We start from the raw sequence: 19,871 nt of genomic DNA, 5'->3' as shown, positions 1-19,871 counted from the left end.
AACCTGACTGGGCACGCGATACAATCAATCAGCGGCGCACAATCTTGCGGCGCCCCATGACCGAGCGCGACTGCTCCTTGACGAGACTGCCGGGCTTTTCCAGGTGGAACTGCAGCCACATATCGCCATAAGCACGCATCTTCATCTTGCGCCCCGCTTTGAGGGCCTCAAGATTGGCCTCAAGGCGCTCATCGCCCCCGGTTTTCTTGAGGCCTTTTTCCATGACGGAGACAGCCTTATCTTTTTCACCAACCTTTTCCAGGCAGTAGGCGTAAAGATTCCAGAGCAAGGCTTCCTTTTTGGTGGCGGAAACAGCTTTGTCAAAGGTTTCGATCATTTTTCCGACCTGGTTGCGCTTCATATAGCAGACGCCCAGCATCCCCATGGCAATCCAGTGACGCACAAAGGCCTTTTTCAGGTAATCAAATGCTTTTGAGAAGTCGCGTTTCATGAACAGCAGGGTGCCGATCTGCGCATCGATCTGCCCTTTGACATAAAATTGCCATTTACTGAAGCGATAACCGGACTCGAGGGTTTTGATGGCTTTTTCGGTTCGCCCGGCCTGCAGATCGTGTTGGGCGGTCTCCATCAGTCGTCCGACTTTTTTCATCACAATCCGGGTGATGACAATGAAAACCACGGTGAAAACCGCCATGGCGATGAGGGCAGAAATCCACAATTCCAGCCCGGCCAGCAGATGAAGACCGACAAGAGTACCGGAACACAGAAGCAGAGAGATGATCAGATTGAACATAGGAAAAAGCGTGTCCTTTCGGCGTGGATGATGGGAATTCCGCCTCAGGGCATACAACGGAATTCAGGGTGAGTGAGTTTAGCAATCCCCCCCTGAAATGTCAAAAACTTCCGCTGGATGGGGCAGAGCGCTCAGCGTGGCAGAGACGGATGAAAAACCACGCGGTCGATTCCGAGAGAGGAGGGATCGGCAGGCAGCCCCCTTTTTTCCACAAACTGAGTATTGCCACGCTGCAGCAGAGGGGCCTCAAGCGGTGCCGCATCGAGGCGGAAAACCTCGCCACAAGGCCCCCTGCAGGCGGCGGTGGAACCGGAAGTCCGCCAGGGGCAATTACGGCTGGAAGTGACAAAGGCATAAGGCGTATGCAGCGTTCCCCGCAGACCTGGCGGCAAGGGGGCCACTCCCTGGCCAGGGTTGTCGAGTTCGACCCTGAAAATTCCAAGATCCCTCAACATTGCCGCCATCGCCTCACTGTGCCAACGACTGCGACGAAAGTAACCGGCGGTATCACTGGACTCATCGAGAGACAGTGCCTGGGGCCCGCGCTTCTGCCCGGAAAGAACACGTCCGGCAACCACCTCAACACCTGGACAACAGCTGCGCACCGGGTCCAGGGCACCCCAATCCGAAATCACGATCTCGTCGTCGTCTTTCAGAAACGGACAAAGGGTGGACAGAGCTGTTTGCAGCTGCGGCAGAAAAAATTCATTGAGGACAGGCAGAACAACCGAGACCGGTCGACCGAGATGATGAACCGACGCAATCTCGGAAACCAGCTGGCGCGCAGGCGGGACCAGCCAACAGCAGAATTCCGCACCGAGATAGACCCTGCCTACCTCCGCGGGGAGTTCTCCATCAAAGGCGGCCGAAAAGATGCAGCGTTCGACTTCAGCCACTGTGCCCCGGAGCGACCATAAGGGTCAGACTGTCGCCGGGACGCAGCACATGATCATGATCCAGATTATTCCAGTTCATGATCTCCCGGGTGCCGACATTGTATCGCTGGCCGATATCCCACAGGGTATCTCCCGATTTGACTTCGTAAACCAGCTGTTTGGTCGGTTGGCGGTTGCTGCGGTTCGACTTGGCCCCTGCCGCAGAGACAACCAATTTCTGACCGGGGCGCAGCAGATTGCTCCACCCAAGTTTATTCCAGACGCGCAGCTGCTTCTCGCTGACCTCGAATCTACGGGATATTTTCCACAGGCTGTCCCCTTCGCGCACTGTATAGCTCCGGCGGTAGGAACGGACATAATCGTCCTCGAGCTCATCCAGGGGACGGCTGGTGTAGCCTTGCCGCAGGGGCAGAATCAGGGTGGACCCGATCTTCAGAGCCCGCGGATTGCTGATCTTATTGAGACGAACAATGTCGTCGACCTGAATCCCGTGCCGTTTGGCAATCCTAAGCAGGGTGTCTCCGGACACAACCTCATGGCGCTTGTAGCGGGCACGTTCAGCGACCGGAATCTGCAGGAATTTTTCCAGAAACGGCTCGCTGCTGCCGGGCGGCAGACGCAGAGAATGCTTATCCGCGGCCGGAGGCGTAGACCAGCGTTTGAGTTCAGGATTGAGCTTTTTAATCTCCTCGTAGGAAACGCCGCACAATTCCGCCACCAGCTCAAGATCGGTAGCCGTTGATACCTCGACCACGTCATACGTCAGGGGCTCGTGGTAATCCAGATCGGTGAAACCATATTTCTCCGGCTGCTTGGCGATCGTCAGTGCGGCCAGCAGCTTGGGCAGATAGTGCTTGGTCTCTTCCTGGAGATATTTGCCACGCGATATTTCCCAGAAATCTCTGCTGTCATACATCTCAATGGCGCGCTGAATCTTACCCATGCCCGCGTTGTAGGAGGCGACTGCAAGGTACCAGTCACCATCGAAAAATTCATACATGTCCCTGAGAAAGCGAGCGGCGGCATGGGTCGCCTTCTCAGGATCCCGTCGCTCATCCAGCCACCAGTCGACATGAAGATCGTAAACACGGCCGGTACTCTCGATAAACTGCCACGGCCCGGCCGCATGGGCCCAACTATAGGCGCGGTCAGTGAAACCGGATTCAATCATGGCGAGGTAGGTCAGGTCCAACGGCAGGTCGTACTGGGAAAAAATATCACGCATCATGGGCAGGTAACGCCCGGAGCGTTCAAGCCAGCGTTTAAAGGTGCCACGGGCATTACCGCTGTAGAGATCGATGAAATAGCGTACACGATCGTTTTCGACCACGGGGAAGTCAAAAACGATCTCATCGCGCGCCACCGTATTGCCTTCCCCCTGTTCAAAAACGGGAGCAGTCTCCAGCAATGCAATATCTTCGGCAGTTTCGCGACTGATTTCGGAAGTCTTTTCACCACCAGGATTTTCCTGGGCCCAAAGCACTTCACTGGAGATACTGTCAGTCTTTTCTGCCGGATAATCCGGATCAATCAGCGGCAACCCCGATTGATCCGACTTTACGGCAGCATCCTGGGAGGCATAAGCCACGCTTTTCTCCCCGTCAGTGATTAAGGCCTCGCGGTTCAGGTCGAAAAACCAGAAGGACGGCACAGAACAACCACAACAGATCAGCGGCAGGATAAGAAACAGACATTTTTTCATTACTAATTCCCTGGAATTTAGACGAAGAGGGACAGCGTGCCCGACAGTTAAAGTGACAGGGCAAGCAGGGCTGGGCCATTGGAGAGGAAGAGGCCGGTGGTGTCGCCAAGCTTCCCAATTGAATTTAATTTACGGCTCGGAATGCTCATGCAGCGCATCGTCCGCCTCTCCCGGCCAGAAGCGCGATTCAAGTTCCGCAAGCATTGGATTGAAACTGCTCCGATCGAGGGCACTGACGCCAATGGCATTGAAGCGACGGCATAAGGCCGCAACTTCCTGCGATGAAACCTTGTCGGTTTTGTTAAAAACCAGCTGCCGCGGCAAAGTGCCAAGATCAAGGTCCTGCAAGATGCGCTCCACGGCAACAATCTGCTCCTCGAAACGCGGATCGGAAATATCGACCACATGCAGAAGCAGATCCGCGTCTTCAAGCTCCTCCAGAGTGGCTTTGAAGGCCCCCAGAAGACTCTTGGGCAGTTTGCGGATAAACCCTACGGTGTCGGTAATAATGACTTCACGCTCCTGCGGAAACCGCAACCGGCGTGAGGAGGTATCCAGAGTGGCGAACAGGAGATCTTCCGTAAATACGGCGCTTTGAGTGAGGGCATTGAGAAGCGTTGATTTGCCCGCATTGGTATAACCCACAATGGAAATAATGGGGAGCTGGGAACGGATGCGCCGCTGGCGTCGTTGCCGACGCCCCTTGGACAGTGACGCCAGCTGTTTTTCCAGGCGGGTGATCCGGTCTCGAATGCGGCGGCGATCAATCTCGAGCTTGGTTTCACCCGGCCCGCGGCCGCCAAGACCACCCATCAGGCGGGACATGGATGTGCCTTTGCCGAGCAGGCGCGGCATGATGTATTTGAGTTGCGCCAGCTCAACCTGCACCTTGCCGTCCAGGGTATGAGCCCGCCGGGCAAAAATGTCGAGAATCAGCTGAGACCGATCGATAACCTTCATTTCGGTCATGGCGCCGATCGCCCGCGCCTGCCCAGGCGAAAGCTCCTGATCAAAAATCAGCAGGGTCGCCCCCTGCTGCAGGGCGCGAATGATGACCTCCTTGAGCTTCCCCTCCCCCATCAGAAATCGGGGGTGAATTTTCTGGGTACGCTGCACCACCTGGTCCAGCACCACCACGTCAGCGGTTCGGGCAAGTTCGGCAAGTTCGGAAAGAGAATCTTCCAGTTCAGCCCGCGGTTCACGGCCGGCCGAAATGAGAATCGCTTTTTCGCGGGGGTCGGAGAGGTCGAAAGTTTCCCCCATCTTGCGCTCCATCTCGGACTCAAGGGACGAGATAAAGTGAGGGAAGTCGAGGTGGAGGTCATGTACGGAAGGCGCGCTGAGCAGCTCAACCCCTTTTCCTTCGGGGGTTGGAGGCAGCAGATGGGCGTAATCGATGCGTCCGGGAAGACCGTGCGCACCAACGGCAATCGCAGCCATCAGATCCAGACGCAGCAGGGCAAGGTCGGTCAAGTCATCCTGGGACAGGGGCTCACCACCAAGATGAGTATGGATGCAGCGCAACCCGCGCAGGCCGCTGCGACCCAAGCGGTAGCGCGACAGATCGGGGATAACGATTTCACGATCGTCGCCGACGATGACATGCACGACCGTGCCCTGGCGGTCGATCAGAACTGCAAGCTGGCGACGAATCTCGCCCGATAATTCCGTCAGAAAGCGGGCCAGATCCGCTCCAATGACCTGATCGGCAGCGGTGCGTCGCTTGTGAACCCGCTCAAGAGCCTTGATCTGGCTGGGCTTGAGTCCGGTCAGGTTGCCGTCAAGCACGCAGCCTCACCTCCTTCCGAGAAAAAAACGGGGCCTCCAGGGCCCCGTTGGATCAGCATGCGTCATGCCGGGTTCAAGCGTTAACGATCACGTTGAATCCGGCATCAACAAAATGGACCTCGCCGGTCACGCCGCTGGAAAGGTCGGATACCAGATAAAGAGCCGATTTCCCGACTTCCTCCTGCGTGACGGTGCGTCGCAGAGGCGCAAAATCATCCATCAGCTTGAGCTTTTCCTTGAACTGGCCGATCCCCGAGGCTGCAAGGGTTTTGATCGGACCGGCCGAAACGGCGTTGACCCGAATACCTTCAGGCCCCAGCTCTGCGGCCAGATAGCGGACAGAGGCCTCCAGAGCAGCCTTGGCGACCCCCATGACATTGTAATTGGGAACCGCCTTCTGCGCCCCAAGGTAAGTCATAGTGACGATACTGCCCCCCTCTTTCATCAAGGGCGCGGCATAGCGACTGATCGGCAGAAGAGAGTAGGCGCTGATGTCCATAGCCAGGGAGAATCCCTCGCGAGAAGTCTGGCTGAAAGGTCGCTTGAGGTCATCACGGTGGGCAAACGCCACGGAATGAACCACAAAATCAAGCTTGCCCCAGGCTTTTTCAAGCTCGCCAAAGACCGCTTCGATATCCGAATCTTTCTGAACATCGCACGGCAGCACCAGCGACGATCCGAGACTCTCGGCAAGAGGTCTGACGCGCTTCTCCAGCGCTTCGTTCAAATAGGTAAAGGCCAACTCGGCGCCGGCATCGCGCAGAGCCCGGGCGATCCCCCAGGCAATACTCTTATCGTTGGCGACACCGAAAATAATGCCGCGCTTTCCTTCAAGAAATCCCATTATTCTTTATATCCTCCTTGGTATTCTCGCCTGCCGCCGCAACTGAATCTAAGCGGGAAATGCACATTTCAATCAGTTGCTGAAGACGAACAGCCGAATAGGCATTTTTAACAAAAACAATAAACTAAGGCAAGTATTTAAACACCCCATAAGTTTTGCTTATATGAACATTCAATTTTTTATATTGTATGTTTTCCAAATGTTTGATACTCATCTGGACACGTCCGCATGGGGGCCAAAGAAAAAATAAAAATCATTATGAATCACTACTTTCACGGGATCAGGCCATGCCCGCCCGCAGCATTATGGAGGCAATGAAATGAAAGGGAAACAGCCCAGGAAGAGCTTGGGACTTTTCGTCCTCATGCTCCTCACCATTCCGCTGACCGCTCTGGCCGGTCACGAAAACTATATCAGCGGACCGCTCAACAGCGGACCGGAAGTGACTGCAGCTTGCCTGAACTGCCACGAGGACGCAGCCACAGACGTCATGAAAACCAGCCACTGGAACTGGAACCTGAAGCAGACCATCAATGGCAAAGAAGTCGACCGCGGCAAAAAAAACGCCATCAATAACTTCTGTGTCTCCATTGACAGCAACTGGCCGCGCTGCACCAGCTGCCATATCGGCTACGGCTGGGAAGACGCCAGTTTCGATTTTACCGATAAAACCAAGGTCGACTGCCTTGTATGCCATGACACGACAGGGACCTACAAGAAAACCGCCACCGGTGCGGGCCACCCCGATGAAGTTGTTGACCTGGTCTATGTCGCAAAAAATGTCGGCACCCCCAGCCGCTTCAACTGCGGGTCCTGCCACTTCTTCGGTGGCGGCGGCGATGCGGTCAAACACGGCGACCTTGATTCATCGATCGATTATCCCGAACGGGAAACAGATGTGCATATGGCTGTAGAAGGCAACGACTTCACCTGCCAGACCTGCCACGCGACCGAGAATCACGAGATCAGCGGCAACGCCATGGTTGTTTCCCCCTCCAACCAGACCCACATCGGCTGTGAAAGCTGTCACGCCGACCCGCACGCCGAAAGCCTGCTCAATGACCACACGGCGGCTGTAGCCTGTCAGACCTGTCACATCCCGACCTTTGCCAAGCAAATCCCCACCAAAACCTCCTGGGATTGGTCAACCGCCGGGCAGGATCTTGAGGAGGCAAAGGACGAGCATGGCAAGCCGACTTATATGAAAAAGAAGGGTCACTTCACCTGGGACAAGAATATCGTGCCTGAGTATGCCTGGTACAACGGCACCGGCGGCGCATATATCCCGGGGGATAAAATCAACCCCGATGAGATGACTCTGTTGAGCTATCCTCTCGGCGACATCAACGACCCTGAAGCCAAGATTTCACCTTTCAAGGTCCACACAGGCAAGCAGATCTACGACACCGAACATCAGTACCTGATCACTCCGAAGGTGTTCGGCAAGGACGGTTACTGGAAAACCTTCGATTGGCAGAGCGCCGCCAAACTCGGCATGGAGGCCAGCGGCCTCGAATACAGCGGCAACTATGACTTTGCCTCCACCAAGATGTACTGGAGCATCAACCACATGGTGTCCCCCAAAGAGCAGTCCCTGGGTTGTCTGGATTGCCACGGCGACAACGGTCGCCTGGACTGGAAAGCCCTTGGCTATGAAGGGGATCCGCTGCGCACCGGCAAGAGCGCACGCCTCAAGTAAACGTTTGTAAAACCAACATCTTGACCGTGAGCCTGACTCCCTTGCTCACGTTTTGGCCCGGCGCCCCCACGCCGGGCCTTTTTTTATCCGTAACAACCGGGGCTATTTCTCCATCATCACGTATTTCAAATAGCGCCCTTCGGGGAATGTCACGGGAAAGGGGAAATCTTCAGGCTGACCCCGGGTGGACAAAACCCGAGGCGAACTGCCGGCCTGCAGAGCTCCGCGACGAATCTCCTTGAGAAATTCGGCCCAATCGATTTTCTGATGATTGGATGAACAGATCAGCAACCCTCCGGGAGAAAGCAATCGCAAGGCACTGGCGACCAGGTCACTGGTGCCGCCTCGCGTTGTGAAACGGCTGCTACGGGTCGTCGAGAAGGAAGGAGGGTCCATCAGGATCACATCAAAGCGCCGGTTTTCACGTACGGCTTCGGCCAGCACAGCAAAGCAATCACCAGCAATGAATTCGTGGTCTTGCGGGTCGAGACCATTAGCTCTGAAATTCTGGCGCGCCCAATCGAGATAGGTCGCAGAAGCGTCCACACTGACGACATGCTCGGCTCCGGCAGCTGCTGCTGCAACGGAAAATGCCCCGGTGAAGCAGAACAGGTTCAGAAAATGCGCTCCTGCGATACGCTTCATCAGGTCTGCGCGGTTATGACGCTGATCCATGAACAACCCGGTATGGAGCCCCTCTTCCAGGTCGACCAGAAAATTCAGGCCGTTTTCCCGCACCGTCAACGGGAACCGGGCCTGGGCGCCCCAGACATGGCGCCCCAGCCGATTTTCCCGATTTTCGGCCGCCAACTTGCGCGTCTGGCGCGGTCTGGTCTTGAGATAGATGCCGCGGGGCCCAACCACTTTCACCAGCGCTGCGACAATGCGGTCGAGGTAGGGCTCCCACGCCTGGGTGTAGAGCTGAATCAGGAGAAAATCGCCGTAGCATTCAATCACCACGCCGGAGAGATCGTCCCCCTCCCCGTTCACCAGACGATAGGCTGTCGTGTCGCCGAGATCCGCATGACGCCGCCGCATGAGTGCGTCACGCAGCATCGCTTCAAACCAGGATTGATCAAGCTTCACCGCTTTTTCTGATATGACCCGCGCCACCACCCTGTCACTGGGGTCGCGCAGCGCACAGCCCAGAGCTCGCCCCTTCTCGTCCGTCAGCAGAACAAGATCGCCGGCGCGACCTTTCGGCCACCGGCGTGTATATCGATCTGCGATCACCCAGGGATGGCCCAGTTCCAACATGCGGACCGTTTCAGGCCCGACCACAGCTGAAGGCAGCATGTAAAAATCTCCTTCTAAAGGTATTCACCAACAACAACGCCATCCCCATCTGAATCCTGATGAGAGAAAGGCCGGCAGGGCAGAGATTACCACCGATAGCACACATCGACCAGACTCTTTGCCGCCCAGCATTGCTGTGTTAAGCTCTCGTCTGGCAAGATAGCGTCTGCACAAAGGAGCATTATACAATGGACGAACAGGTCAAATCGAAAGCGGAACGTCAAATAGAACAGATCATGCAGGAAGTCGAGCCCGGCTCCGACCGATATCGCGCGCTTGAATCGGCCAAGCGTTTCAAGTCTTCATGGGCTGAACTCGGTGAACGCCTTGCCGAAGTGCGCCGACAGAAACTTTTTGAGAACTGGGGCTATGCCGTTTTCGAGGATTACTGCTCCCGCGAGATCCGCATCCGCAAGGCTACAGCCGACAAACTGCTGATGGCCTATCATTTTCTTGAAAAAAACGAACCTCAGGTGTTGGCGCGCCATGAGGGACTCTCGCCTCTCCCCGATTATCGATCCATTGATCTGTTGCGGCAGGCACGGGAGGAAAAAAACTTTTCAGAAGAGGAATATGCTGATTTACGCAAGGCGGTGGTGGATGAAGAACGTAGCCATCCCACCGTTCTGAAAAAATTCAAGGAAACCGCCGCAGCGCAGGACACCGCCGACCAGGACCCTGCCCTGCACTACCGGGCCTGCCTGCAGGCAGCAAGACGCCTGGAAATCGGCCTGCGGTCCCTGGAGGATCTTCCGGAGGGTGCGGACAGCCCGGTCCATGAACTGGCGCAGTGGCTTGAGCAGCGCCTGCAGGAAGCACAACAGGAGCAAGAGCAGGAGAACCAGGAGGAATAAAACTGGTGCCGGATCACAGTGAAATCGGCAGCACGCGCAGCGTCAGAGCCAGAAACAAGGTCCCGGTGACACATAGAGCCAGATAGAGCAAAACAACTCGCGGGCGGAACATGGAGATAAAAACCCCCATAACCGGCAAAGCCGTCACCGGCCCCCCGACCAGCATGGCAATACCCGGCCCCTTGGCCAGAGCAATCGCCTCACCGGGATCCGGCAGAAAAAAGCCGAAGATCATCGACGCCGCCGTCACCTGGGGAAGGTGCAGGGGGATTGTTGCGAAAGTCAGGGTAAAAATCGGAGCCAACCCTTCCCCGGAGAGCAGATTGATAATCCACTGATTGGGGACAAAAGAGGTGACCACCACTTCAATAATAAGGCCGATCATGGCGAATTTACCGATCTTGATCGCCCCTTCCCAGAATTTGGCCAGAAAAACAAGGAATTTGTTGTGAGTGCAGCGATCGACCCGGTGCGACAGCTGCTTGCCGCATTCACAGCGCAGCTCTTCGACGGGATAATCGGGGTCGTGGAAATCGCCTTCAGGAAGTTTTTTCTTGAAAATAACATCTTCGGAAAATCCGAAGTCGCGCAGCCAGTGCGTCAGATAACCGGCGAAAAGGCCGAGAAAGATCGCGGAAAGCAGCACCATGTTGGCCCATCCCAGCCCCAGCATGCCTGAGAGCATGGTATAGGATGCGGGGCTCATCAACGGCGAGGTCACCAGCAGGGAGACCGCCGGCGCCAAAGGCAGCCCGGCCAGCAGCAGAGAGATAACCAGCGGCAGCGTTGCACAGGCGCAAAGGGGGCTTATGGCTCCAAGCAGGGTGGCGAATACGATAGAGATCAGGCCGAAGCGGGTCAGCGCCTTGCGAATGCGCACATGCCATTTAAACGTGCGGATTACGGCTTCGAGAAAAACACCGATGGCAAGATACGGCAGGATATAAAGCAATTCACGCCACAGTTTAAGCCCCAGTTCGGCCAACATCACATCCCAGTTTTCCATTTACACCTGACTCCTTCGCATAAGATCCTGCCTGCCCGCATCGGACAGGCATCGAATCATTATCTGTCACGCAGATCGCCGTGCTGGACAGATTTTCGCCACAATTGTCGTTCAACCCCTTTGCGGAGGCAATAAAATACCCCGTGGAGGACCGGACACTTCCAACTCCACGGGGCTCTAGCAATCTTTATTCCAGAGGTCGTTCAGAAAAAATACGCAGCCAAAAGACACACAATCTCAGGGCAGCACATTAGACCACCCGGATAATAAATTCGGGACAGGCCGCCGCACAATACCCGCAAAGAATGCAATTTTCCTCGATGATCTCGGCCTTGCCATCAACAAGCCGCAATGCGTCATTCGTACAGGCATCCACACAGGCACCGCACCCCTTGCAGAAATTCGCCATGATTTTGAGGTGGCGTCGCCTGCTTTCCAACGCCCGCCAGAGGGTTTCATCTTCGGCCCGCTGATCAAAGAGAGCGATATTGGCCTCGATCTCTTCACGGGCGAGCATGCCGACGGCGACCGCATGTACGCCGTCAAGCCTGCGGACGTAGCCAAGACTGGTGCGAGCGCTGGATATGAGGTTGCCGCCTGCCAGAGCTTTCATGGCATAGATCCCCTTGCCCCTGGCCGCCGCGTAGGAGATGGCCGCAGCCATCTCTTCTGCCGAGCCATCCAGAATCCCCATGCCACCGCGGTTGATCAAGGGATGAATAACTTCAATCTCAGGATGATCTGCCGCGGCACGAACCGCACAGATATAATGGGTGGAAAGTCCAATATGGCCGATAAGCCCCTCTGCGCGCATACGCTGCAGTTCTTCGAGAACCTCGGCCCTTTCATTGAAAGGATCGCTGAGGCGGGCGCCATGAATGTGCACGATATCAAGCCGCTCAACCCCTATACCCCGCAGAGCATTTTCAACATGCTGACGGGCATCTTCGGCGGTGGTTGCATGAGTTTTACTGGCAAGGACCGGAAGGTTTGATAACCCGGCAAGCCCCTCGCGTATATGCGCATAGGTACCGTAAAGCTCTGCAGTGTCCACCATATTGATGCCGCAATCGAGCGCATGGCGGATCAGCCGTCCGCCTTCACGCGGATCGAGATCAGCCTGCAGCGGTCCCAGAGGCAGCGAGCCGAAGACAAGGGGGGTGACGCGCAAACCAGTGCTTCCCAATTCCGTCTGTTTCATGCTATGCTCCCGTTCTTTATCTACTATACGTTTGGCAGAAAACCTGCTTACCAGATCCTTGCCATCACTACACAGTAAATCAGGAGAGACTCCATGGACAAGGGGTTTAAGGAAAAAGTAAAAGAACAGTTCGCACGGACAGCCGACCGTTATGTCCACGACGAAGGCTTCGCGCATGGAGACGACCTGGCTGAAGCAGCCCGCCTGTTAAATCCGACCACAGATGATCTCATGCTCGATGTCGCAACCGGCGGAGGACATACATCTTTATTCTTTGCCCCAAAAGTCCGCAGCGTAGTCGCCTCGGACCTTACCATGCAGATTCTCAAAAAAGCACAGGAGTTCATCAGCGAAGAGGGGGGCGTGGAAAACATCACTTTCCGCGAGGCCGATGCCGAGGATCTGCCCTTCCCCGCAGGATCTTTCACCATCCTCACCTGCCGCATCGCACCGCACCATTTTCCCGACGTGCCCCAGGCTTTGCGCGAATTTTTCCGTGTCCTACGCCGCGGAGGGCGTATGGTCATCATCGATACTCTGCTGCCGGAAGATCCTGAGATTGCAGATTTCTACCAGACAATGGAAAAGATGCGCGACCCTACCCATGTGCAGGCGTTCACTGAAGACCAGTGGCTCGCCATGGCGAAAGAGGCCGGCTTCATCGACCTGCAGACCCAGAAGTTCCCCAAAACCCATGATTTCATCACATGGGCTAAGCGCTCGGGCCTCGACAGACAAGGAGTTCAGCGCCTCAACAAGTATTTTATCGATGCACCGCAGAAGGTCCATGACTATTTTCAGATTGAAACTTTCGCAGGGGAAGTGGAAAGCTACACCGACCAAAAGCTTCTGCTGTTCGGCCGTCGACCGGAAAAGAAATAGCAATGTCCTGGCGGCCAACCTGAAGAACAGGATTACTTCACCGCAAAATTCCGCAAGACATTATAAGCACCCGACAAATGCAAAAAGCCCCGCCTAACTATACTGGAGGGGCTTTTTGCATTCTAAAAAGAGACTTTTCCCAAAAACATTAAAAAACGGGGCACCCTTTTCAGGGCACCCCGCCAATTCATCAGATGAAAATGTAATGGAAATCTCTGCCGTGTTCGCAGATTACTTCTTGATACCGGCTGCTTCTTCCAGCATATCGGTGGTAACGGACTTGGGACGCTCGATAGCATAGCCGAGAGCGCGGTCCCAAGTGATGTTGGCGAGAACACCGAGGGCGCGGCCAACACCGAACAGAACGGTGTAGAAGTCATACTCGGTCACGCCATAGTACCACTGGATAACACCGGACTGGGCGTCGACGTTCGGCCAGGGGTTCTTAGCCTTGCCATGCTGCTGCAGAACGTCAGGAGCCACTTCGAAAATCATGCTGACCAGCTGGAACAGCGGGTAATCCTTGAGACCGGGGGTCTTCAGGCAGAACTCACGCTGAGCGGTGTAGCGGGGGTCGGTCTTGCGCAGAACAGCATGACCGTAGCCGGGGATGACCTGACCGCTGTTGAGGGTGTCCCACAGAGCTTTTTCGAGCCCTTCCTTGGTGGGCACTTCGCCGCCGAGCTTTTTCATGAAGTCCTGAGTCCAGCGGAGAACTTCCTGGTTTGCCAGACCATGCAGCGGGCCTGCCAGACCGTTGATGCCGGCAGAGAGGCTGTAATAGGCATCGGACAGTGCGGAAGCCACCAGGTGGGTGGTGTGCGCAGACACGTTGCCGGACTCATGATCGGAGTGCAGGATGAAGTACATGCGGGCAACATCATCATAAGGCTTGTCAATGCCCATCATGTGAGCAAAGTTGCCGCCCATGTCGAGGTCGGGATCGGGAGCGATGGGGGTATCTCCCTTGTACTTCATGCGGTAGATGTAGGCAGCGATCTGGGGCAGACGGGCCATCAGAGTACTGCAGTCTTCATACATCGGATCCCAGTAATCCATCTTGCTGATGCCTTCAGCATATTTCTTGGCAAAGACGGATTCACGCTGCATAGCAAGGATAGCAGCGGAGAACATGGTCATGGGATGGGTGTCGCGGGGCATGGTGCGCAGCACGTCAAAGACATACTCGGGAACCTGAGCACGGGCTTTCCAGTCTTCGACAACTTCCTGCACCTGGGCGTCGGTCGGAACGTCACCGGTCAGCAGCAGGTACCAGAAACCTTCCACATAGGGGTATTCGGAACCGGGGACCTTGGGCAGAGCTTCAAAAGTCTCAGGAATTGTCATCCCGCGGAAGCGAATACCTTCCATGGGGTCAAGATAGGAGATGTCGGTCACAAGGCACTTGACGCCGCGTGCACCACCAATGGCCTGAGCGATGGTTACCTCACCGATTTTCACATCGCCGAATTCTTTGACCAGACGGGTGGTGCGAGGACGGTGCTCCTGGATCTTCTTTAACAGAGTTTCCTTCAAAGTCGCCATACTCTCTCTCCTTTTCCATTTTAAATTGCGATGGGAACTTCCCATCGACTCAGCCTCTACCCTCCGGCAGAATTACCGGAACGGCATCCAATAAAAGCCTACCCAAACAGACACAGCGGACTCATTTCCGCCGGCCCCCAAAGTCCCAATACCTCAAGAAAAAAGAAAATAACACCGTTATAAAAAACAATAAAATTATCAAGAAGATGGGGCAGTGCATTCTCCACCGTAAACAATATTTTCAAATATCATTTTAGTCACTTTTCTAGCAACAGGGACCGAACAATGTCAAGCTTTATTTTGTATACAGTATTCACACCAGGAAGGCAAGATGAATTTCCTTTTGACTTGAACAAGGGGCGTGATAATATGCATAAAATTTAAGCAAAAGAGATATAAAATATGAAGATAGGCAATCTTTCCCTTGCCAACAATCTTTTCCTGGCCCCCATGGCCGGCATCACAGATCTGCCCTTCCGTCTGATTTTCAAAAGTTTTGGCGTCAGCCTGGTTTTTACCGAAATGGTCAGCGCCAACGGACTGGTCTACAATGGCGCCCGCACACGTGACCTTCTGCGCTCCCAGCCGCGCGAAAAACCCCTGGCCGTCCAATTGTTCGGAGCAGATCCGGACATCATGGCGCGGGCAGCGGCGCTTGTTGAAGAGGAGGCCGATGTTATCGACATCAACATGGGCTGCCCGGTTAAAAAAGTTGTTCGCTCCGGGGCCGGTTCGGCCCTGATGCGAGAGCCCCTTCGTGCAGCCGCTATCATCCGTGCGGTACGTCATGTCACACGGCGCCCTCTGACCGTCAAGTTTCGCTCCGGCTGGGACCGGGACAGTGAAAATTACTTGGAAGTCGGTCGTATGGCGCAGGAAGAAGGTGCCGATGCTGTCACCCTTCATCCCCGGACCCGGACTCAAGGATTCGGCGGCCTCTCCGATTGGAGTCACATTCGAAAACTAAAACAAGCGCTTAAAATTCCCGTCATCGGAAGCGGCGACGTCCTCAAACCTGCCGACGCCGACAGACTGACCGAACAGACCGGGTGCGATGCACTGATGCTCGGCCGCGGGGCATACGGCAACCCATGGCTGGCACGCAGCATTCTCAACCTGAACAACAGGGAGGAAACCTCTTGTCCTCCGCCAGCTAAACGACGCCAAGTTGCCCTGCTTCACATCGACATGCACCTGGAATATTTCGGGGCAACGCGCACTCTGGGCGAGATGCGCAAACACCTGTGCTGGTATGCACGAGGCCTGCCCGGCGCCGCCAACTTTCGCGCACGAATCAACAGCACCCGCTCCATAGCTGAAATGGTCCGGGAAACCGACGCATTCTTTTCTGCGTCATCCGATCAATTGTAATGAGTATCTCCAATAGAACAGGGGCCTCCACCGACCCGCAGCTCTACGCCCGGGTGTTGGAAAATGTCGAAGATGCGGTTATCGCTCTTGACCGCAAGGGCAGAATAACTCTCTTCAACCCTGCGGCGGAAAACCTGACCGGTATGAGCCTCAGACAATGTTTCGGGCGATTGTTCGATACGATTTTCCGAGGACAGAGCGTACTTTTGACCCTGGTGCAGTGCGTCATCCGAGAAGGTCGCTCCATCGTCAACTATGAAGAACTGCTGCTGCTCAGGCCGGCCTCCACTCCCCTGCCGGTCAGGGTTTCGGTCTCGCCGCTTTTCGATCACGACGGCAGCCAGGAAGGGGTGGTCCTGATTTTACGGGATCTTTCGCGCATCAGGGAACTTGAAGCGGCAGTACGGCGGACTGATCGCCTGTCGATGATCGGCACCATGGCGGCAGGACTTGCTCATGAAATCAAAAACCCGCTTGGCGGCATTCGGGGCGCGGCACAGCTGATGGCACAGGAATTCAGCACCGACAACGAGCTGCAGGAATACACTCGCGTCATGATTCGAGAGGTAGAGCGCCTGAACGGCATCATTGAAGAATTAATGGACCTCTCCAGTCCGCGCCGGCCCGAAACAGACGAAGTCAACCTGGCCAAACTCCTTGGCGACATCGTTCTTTTCCAACGCGAGGCCCTTCGCCATAAAAAGATTGACTTCGCTCTCAAACTCGACCCCAGCATCCCCCCCATCAAGGGGGACGAAAACCTGCTGACACGACTTTTTCTCAACCTGATCAAAAATGCCGGGGAAGCCGTGGAAAAGGGAGGACGCGTGGAGATTGCCACACGTGTTGCCTCCGAATATCATCTTCAACAACCCGGAGACCGCCCGATTCCCTTCATCGTGGTCGACATCAGCGACAACGGCCCTGGAATCGCAAAAGAGCAGATGGAACAGATCTTCACCCCCTTCTTCACAACCAAGACTCAAGGCAGCGGCCTGGGGCTGGCAATCTGCCAGAAAATCATCAGCGAGCATCAGGGGTTTCTTAAAGTGGACAGCCTGCCTGGACAGAAAACCACATTTTCCGTTTCTCTCCCCTTTTATCGCTGATACATCAAATACCTGACTTCGAAAGAGAGTTTTCCTGCTATGCCTATTCGACGCATCCTGGTTGCCGACGATGAAGAAAGTATGCGTTGGGTTCTGTCCAAGGCCCTCGGCAAAAAAGGCTTTGAGGTTGATCTGGCCAGCGACGGCAACCAGGCCGAGGACCTGTTTCTACGCAACAGCTACGATCTGGCGATCCTCGACATCAAAATGCCCGGCATTTCAGGCCTCGACCTGCTGACTCGCTTTCAGGATAAACGCCCACAAACCCTGACAGTCATCATGACCGCTGAATCCTCCATGAAAAATGCCATCGAGGCGATGAAGCGGGGCGCTTACGACTACATCACAAAACCCTTTGATCTCGACGCTCTCGATGCCATCTTGCTCAAAGCCGACAAGGCTCGCGAAGTCTCTGCCGAAGTCGGTCGGCTCAAAGGGGAACTCAAGCAGCATTACCACCTTGAACGCACGGTGGTCGGCAACAGCAAACCGATGCAGGAGGTTTACAAGACACTCGGCAGGATTGCCCCATCCGACGTGACCGTCCTCATCACCGGCGAAAGCGGTACCGGCAAGGAACTGGTCGCACGGGCCATACATTTTAACAGTCCACGCCTGGGGAAGCCTTTTCTGGCACTGAACTGCGCTGCGATCCCGCGCGAACTGCTTGAAAGTGAATTGTTCGGTTTTGAAAAAGGAGCTTTCACCGGGGCGGTGGAGCGCAAAGCAGGCAAATTCGAACAGGCCGATGGAGGGACCCTGTTTCTCGATGAAATCGGGGATATGCCCCTCGATCTGCAGGCCAAGCTCCTGCGCGTGCTTCAGGAAAAAGAGATCACCCGAACCGGCGGCAACAGCACGATTCAGGTCGATGTACGCATTGTCGCGGCAACTAACCAGGATCTCGGGAAAAAGGTTCAGGGCCGGGAGTTTCGGGAGGATCTTTTCTACCGACTCAATGTTGTCCCCCTCAATCTACCGCCGCTGCGGGAGAGAGGAGACGATATTGCTCTGCTGGTGGATTTTTTCATCCAGGCAGCACGGCAGAAATTTGGAACGGCCGCATTGGGCTGCAGCGTTGAGGCACTGGCTCTTTTGCAATCCTATGCCTGGCCGGGAAATGTCCGTGAGCTGGAAAACACTATTCAACGCGCCGCCCTTCTCAGCCCCAACCAACTCCTGGCCCCCGAGGATTTCACATCACTCCATGAGGCAGACAACAGCGAGGACCACGGCTCCCTTGAGGCATTGATTACGGCAAAGCTGCGAGGGTCAATCGGCGGAATGGAGGTTCAGGAGCTTAACAACCTGTATGAAATGGTCCTGCACCAGATGGAAAGGCCCCTGATCCAGATTGTGCTGGAAAAAACACGGGGAAATCAGGTCAAAGCAGCGGAGGTGCTTGGCATAAACCGCAACACGCTGCGTAAAAAGATTCAGACCCTCGGTATCGATCTGAAAAAAGAGTGAAAATCAGCTGAATTCTTCCAATTCGGATAAAAAAACGGCAAACGGTCAGAATTCTTCGTGGTGGCGATCGACGTTTTCAAAGCGTGTGTATTCACCACGGAAAGCAAGATGGACGGTACCGATGGGACCGTTTCGCTGCTTGCCGATGATAATTTCCGCCGCGCCCCGGTGATTTTCGCCGCACTCCTCATTCTTCTTGCATTTAGGACAATAAACCTCGTCGCGATAAACAAACATGATGACGTCGGCATCCTGCTCGATGGCACCTGACTCGCGCAGGTCAGCCATGACAGGCCGTTTGTCGGTGCGACTCTCCAAAGAGCGATTGAGCTGCGACAAGGCCACCACGGGGACGTTGAGCTCTTTGGCCAAAGCCTTAAGAGAGCGACTGATTTCAGAGATTTCCTGCTGGCGGCTCTCGGGATTGTTGCCGCGCATCAATTGAAGATAGTCAACAATGACCAGCCCGATATCATCCTGTGCCTTAAGGCGACGGGCCTTGGCGCGCATCTCCAGCACACTGATGGCGGGCGTATCATCAATATAGATTTTTGCCTCGCCCAATCGGCTTGCGGCATCAGTCAGCTTCGGCCAGTCCGACTCTCCCAGGTTTCCTGTCCGCATGCGACTGGCATCAACCAGAGCCGATGCACAAAGGAGACGCTGTACCAGCTGCTCCTTCCCCATCTCCAGCGAAAAGATCAGGCTCGCTGTTTTCTTCTCACTACGAACGGCGGCATACTCAGCAAGATTCAGACAGAAAGCGGTTTTCCCCATGGAGGGACGAGCGGCAATAATAACCAGATCGCCAGGCTGCAGGCCGGCAGTCATCTTGTCGAGGTCAAGGTAGCCGGTGGGAACCCCGGTGACCAACTCTTTGCGTTCATAGAGCTTTTCAATATTGCGAAAAGTCTCTTTCAGAATCTCGCGGACAGGATAGTAGCTGGGGCGGGTACGGTTTTCGGCAATTTCGAAAATCGATTTCTCAGCCTGATCAAGAATCTCCTCAATATTGCCACCTTCGTACCCGGAGGTCGCAATTTCGGTTGCCACGGAGATCAGCCGACGTGCAATCGCTTTCTCTTTAACCAATCGACAGTAATAGACAATGTTGGCGGCGGTCGGAACATAATCGACAAGGGTGGCCAGATAGGCGTGTCCGCCTGCGGCTTCGAGTTTCTGTCGACTCTGAAGATGGGCGGAGAGAGTCACCAGGTCGGCAGGCTCGCTTTTTTCCCCAAGCGCGATAAGGCTTTCAAAGATCAGCCGGTGGCTTTCACGGTAGAAATCCTCAGGCCGAAGCAACTCAAGCGTTTTATCCAGCGCCTGCTCATCAATGAGAATGCCGCCGAGAACGGACATTTCCGCCTCGAGGCTCTGGGGGGGGAGACGATGCGAACGCGCTTCTTCCATAGTGAAACCTGATTAAAAGACAAAAGGGGCGACCGTTAGAC

Annotated in this window: 16 protein-coding genes; 6 read left to right on the top strand and 10 right to left on the bottom strand. The window is 55.2% G+C overall.

Going from position 1 to position 19,871, the window contains the following annotated elements:
- Positions 1–28 precede the first annotated feature (28 nt).
- From GSUB_RS05700 to fabI, 5 genes are all read right to left on the bottom strand, one after another.
- Complete coding sequence (locus GSUB_RS05700) at positions 29–754, bottom strand: tetratricopeptide repeat protein (protein ID WP_040199684.1); 726 nt, start codon at positions 752–754, stop codon at positions 29–31.
- 131 nt (positions 755–885) lie between these two features.
- Positions 886–1,650: a hypothetical protein gene (locus GSUB_RS05695; RefSeq protein ID WP_040199682.1), complete on the bottom strand. Its 765-nt coding sequence runs from the start codon at positions 1,648–1,650 to the stop codon at positions 886–888.
- Positions 1,643–3,352, bottom strand: coding sequence for a LysM peptidoglycan-binding domain-containing protein (locus GSUB_RS05690; protein ID WP_052464609.1), 1,710 nt, complete (start codon positions 3,350–3,352; stop codon positions 1,643–1,645). The genes GSUB_RS05695 and GSUB_RS05690 overlap by 8 nt, the downstream gene beginning before the upstream one ends.
- Before the next feature lie 129 nt (positions 3,353–3,481).
- Positions 3,482–5,140, bottom strand: a complete 1,659-nt coding sequence (gene hflX / locus GSUB_RS05685; protein ID WP_040199680.1) for a GTPase HflX — start codon at positions 5,138–5,140, stop codon at positions 3,482–3,484.
- A gap of 73 nt (positions 5,141–5,213) precedes the next feature.
- Complete coding sequence (gene fabI, locus GSUB_RS05680; RefSeq protein WP_040199678.1) at positions 5,214–5,984, bottom strand: enoyl-ACP reductase FabI; 771 nt, start codon at positions 5,982–5,984, stop codon at positions 5,214–5,216.
- A gap of 319 nt (positions 5,985–6,303) precedes the next feature.
- On the opposite strand from fabI, the gene GSUB_RS05675 reads away from it, so the two are divergent.
- Complete coding sequence (locus GSUB_RS05675) at positions 6,304–7,683, top strand: tetrathionate reductase family octaheme c-type cytochrome (protein WP_040199676.1); 1,380 nt, start codon at positions 6,304–6,306, stop codon at positions 7,681–7,683.
- Positions 7,684–7,785: 102 nt separating this feature from the next.
- On the opposite strand, the gene GSUB_RS05670 is transcribed toward GSUB_RS05675, so the two are convergent.
- Entirely contained in the window at positions 7,786–8,979 is a 1,194-nt protein-coding gene (locus GSUB_RS05670; protein ID WP_040199674.1) for a class I SAM-dependent rRNA methyltransferase, read from the bottom strand.
- 188 nt (positions 8,980–9,167) lie between these two features.
- On the opposite strand from GSUB_RS05670, the gene GSUB_RS05665 reads away from it, so the two are divergent.
- A complete protein-coding gene (locus tag GSUB_RS05665) occupies positions 9,168–9,833 on the top strand; it encodes a hypothetical protein (protein WP_052464607.1) in 666 nt (221 codons plus the stop codon).
- Positions 9,834–9,846: 13 nt separating this feature from the next.
- On the opposite strand, the gene GSUB_RS05660 is transcribed toward GSUB_RS05665, so the two are convergent.
- Together GSUB_RS05660 and GSUB_RS05655 are read right to left on the bottom strand one after the other, a co-directional pair.
- Positions 9,847–10,839, bottom strand: a complete 993-nt coding sequence (locus GSUB_RS05660; RefSeq protein WP_052464605.1) for a permease — start codon at positions 10,837–10,839, stop codon at positions 9,847–9,849.
- Between the two features lie 250 nt (positions 10,840–11,089).
- Entirely contained in the window at positions 11,090–12,040 is a 951-nt protein-coding gene (locus GSUB_RS05655; protein WP_040199672.1) for an aldo/keto reductase, read from the bottom strand.
- A 93-nt stretch (positions 12,041–12,133) separates the two neighbouring features.
- Between GSUB_RS05655 and GSUB_RS05650 the strand changes: the two genes are divergently transcribed.
- Complete coding sequence (locus GSUB_RS05650) at positions 12,134–12,922, top strand: class I SAM-dependent methyltransferase (protein ID WP_040199670.1); 789 nt, start codon at positions 12,134–12,136, stop codon at positions 12,920–12,922.
- Between the two features lie 231 nt (positions 12,923–13,153).
- Here GSUB_RS05650 and GSUB_RS05645 read toward each other — a convergent pair whose 3' ends face one another.
- Positions 13,154–14,467: a citrate (Si)-synthase gene (locus GSUB_RS05645; protein WP_040199668.1), complete on the bottom strand. Its 1,314-nt coding sequence runs from the start codon at positions 14,465–14,467 to the stop codon at positions 13,154–13,156.
- Between the two features lie 402 nt (positions 14,468–14,869).
- Here GSUB_RS05645 and dusB point away from each other — a divergent pair, with 402 nt between their 5' ends.
- The 3 genes from dusB to GSUB_RS05630 are packed head-to-tail and all read left to right on the top strand — an operon-like array spanning position 14,870 to position 18,417.
- Positions 14,870–15,838, top strand: a complete 969-nt coding sequence (gene dusB / locus GSUB_RS05640; RefSeq protein ID WP_040199667.1) for a tRNA dihydrouridine synthase DusB — start codon at positions 14,870–14,872, stop codon at positions 15,836–15,838.
- Entirely contained in the window at positions 15,838–16,947 is a 1,110-nt protein-coding gene (locus tag GSUB_RS05635) for a two-component system sensor histidine kinase NtrB (protein WP_052464603.1), read from the top strand. Before dusB ends, GSUB_RS05635 begins: the two co-directional genes overlap by 1 nt.
- A gap of 39 nt (positions 16,948–16,986) precedes the next feature.
- On the top strand, positions 16,987–18,417 hold the full coding sequence (locus GSUB_RS05630; RefSeq protein ID WP_040199663.1) for a sigma-54-dependent transcriptional regulator: 1,431 nt from the start codon (positions 16,987–16,989) through the stop codon (positions 18,415–18,417).
- 45 nt (positions 18,418–18,462) lie between these two features.
- Here the strand turns inward: GSUB_RS05630 and dnaB are convergent, their stop codons facing one another.
- Entirely contained in the window at positions 18,463–19,830 is a 1,368-nt protein-coding gene (dnaB, locus tag GSUB_RS05625; RefSeq protein WP_040199661.1) for a replicative DNA helicase, read from the bottom strand.
- Positions 19,831–19,871: the final 41 nt, after the last annotated feature.

It is taken from the genome of Geoalkalibacter subterraneus (assembly GCF_000827125.1).
Lineage (GTDB): Bacteria > Desulfobacterota > Desulfuromonadia > Desulfuromonadales > Geoalkalibacteraceae > Geoalkalibacter_A > Geoalkalibacter_A subterraneus.
Note: the sequence above shows the minus strand (reverse complement) of the source record. Positions and strands in the feature narration are given on the sequence as shown.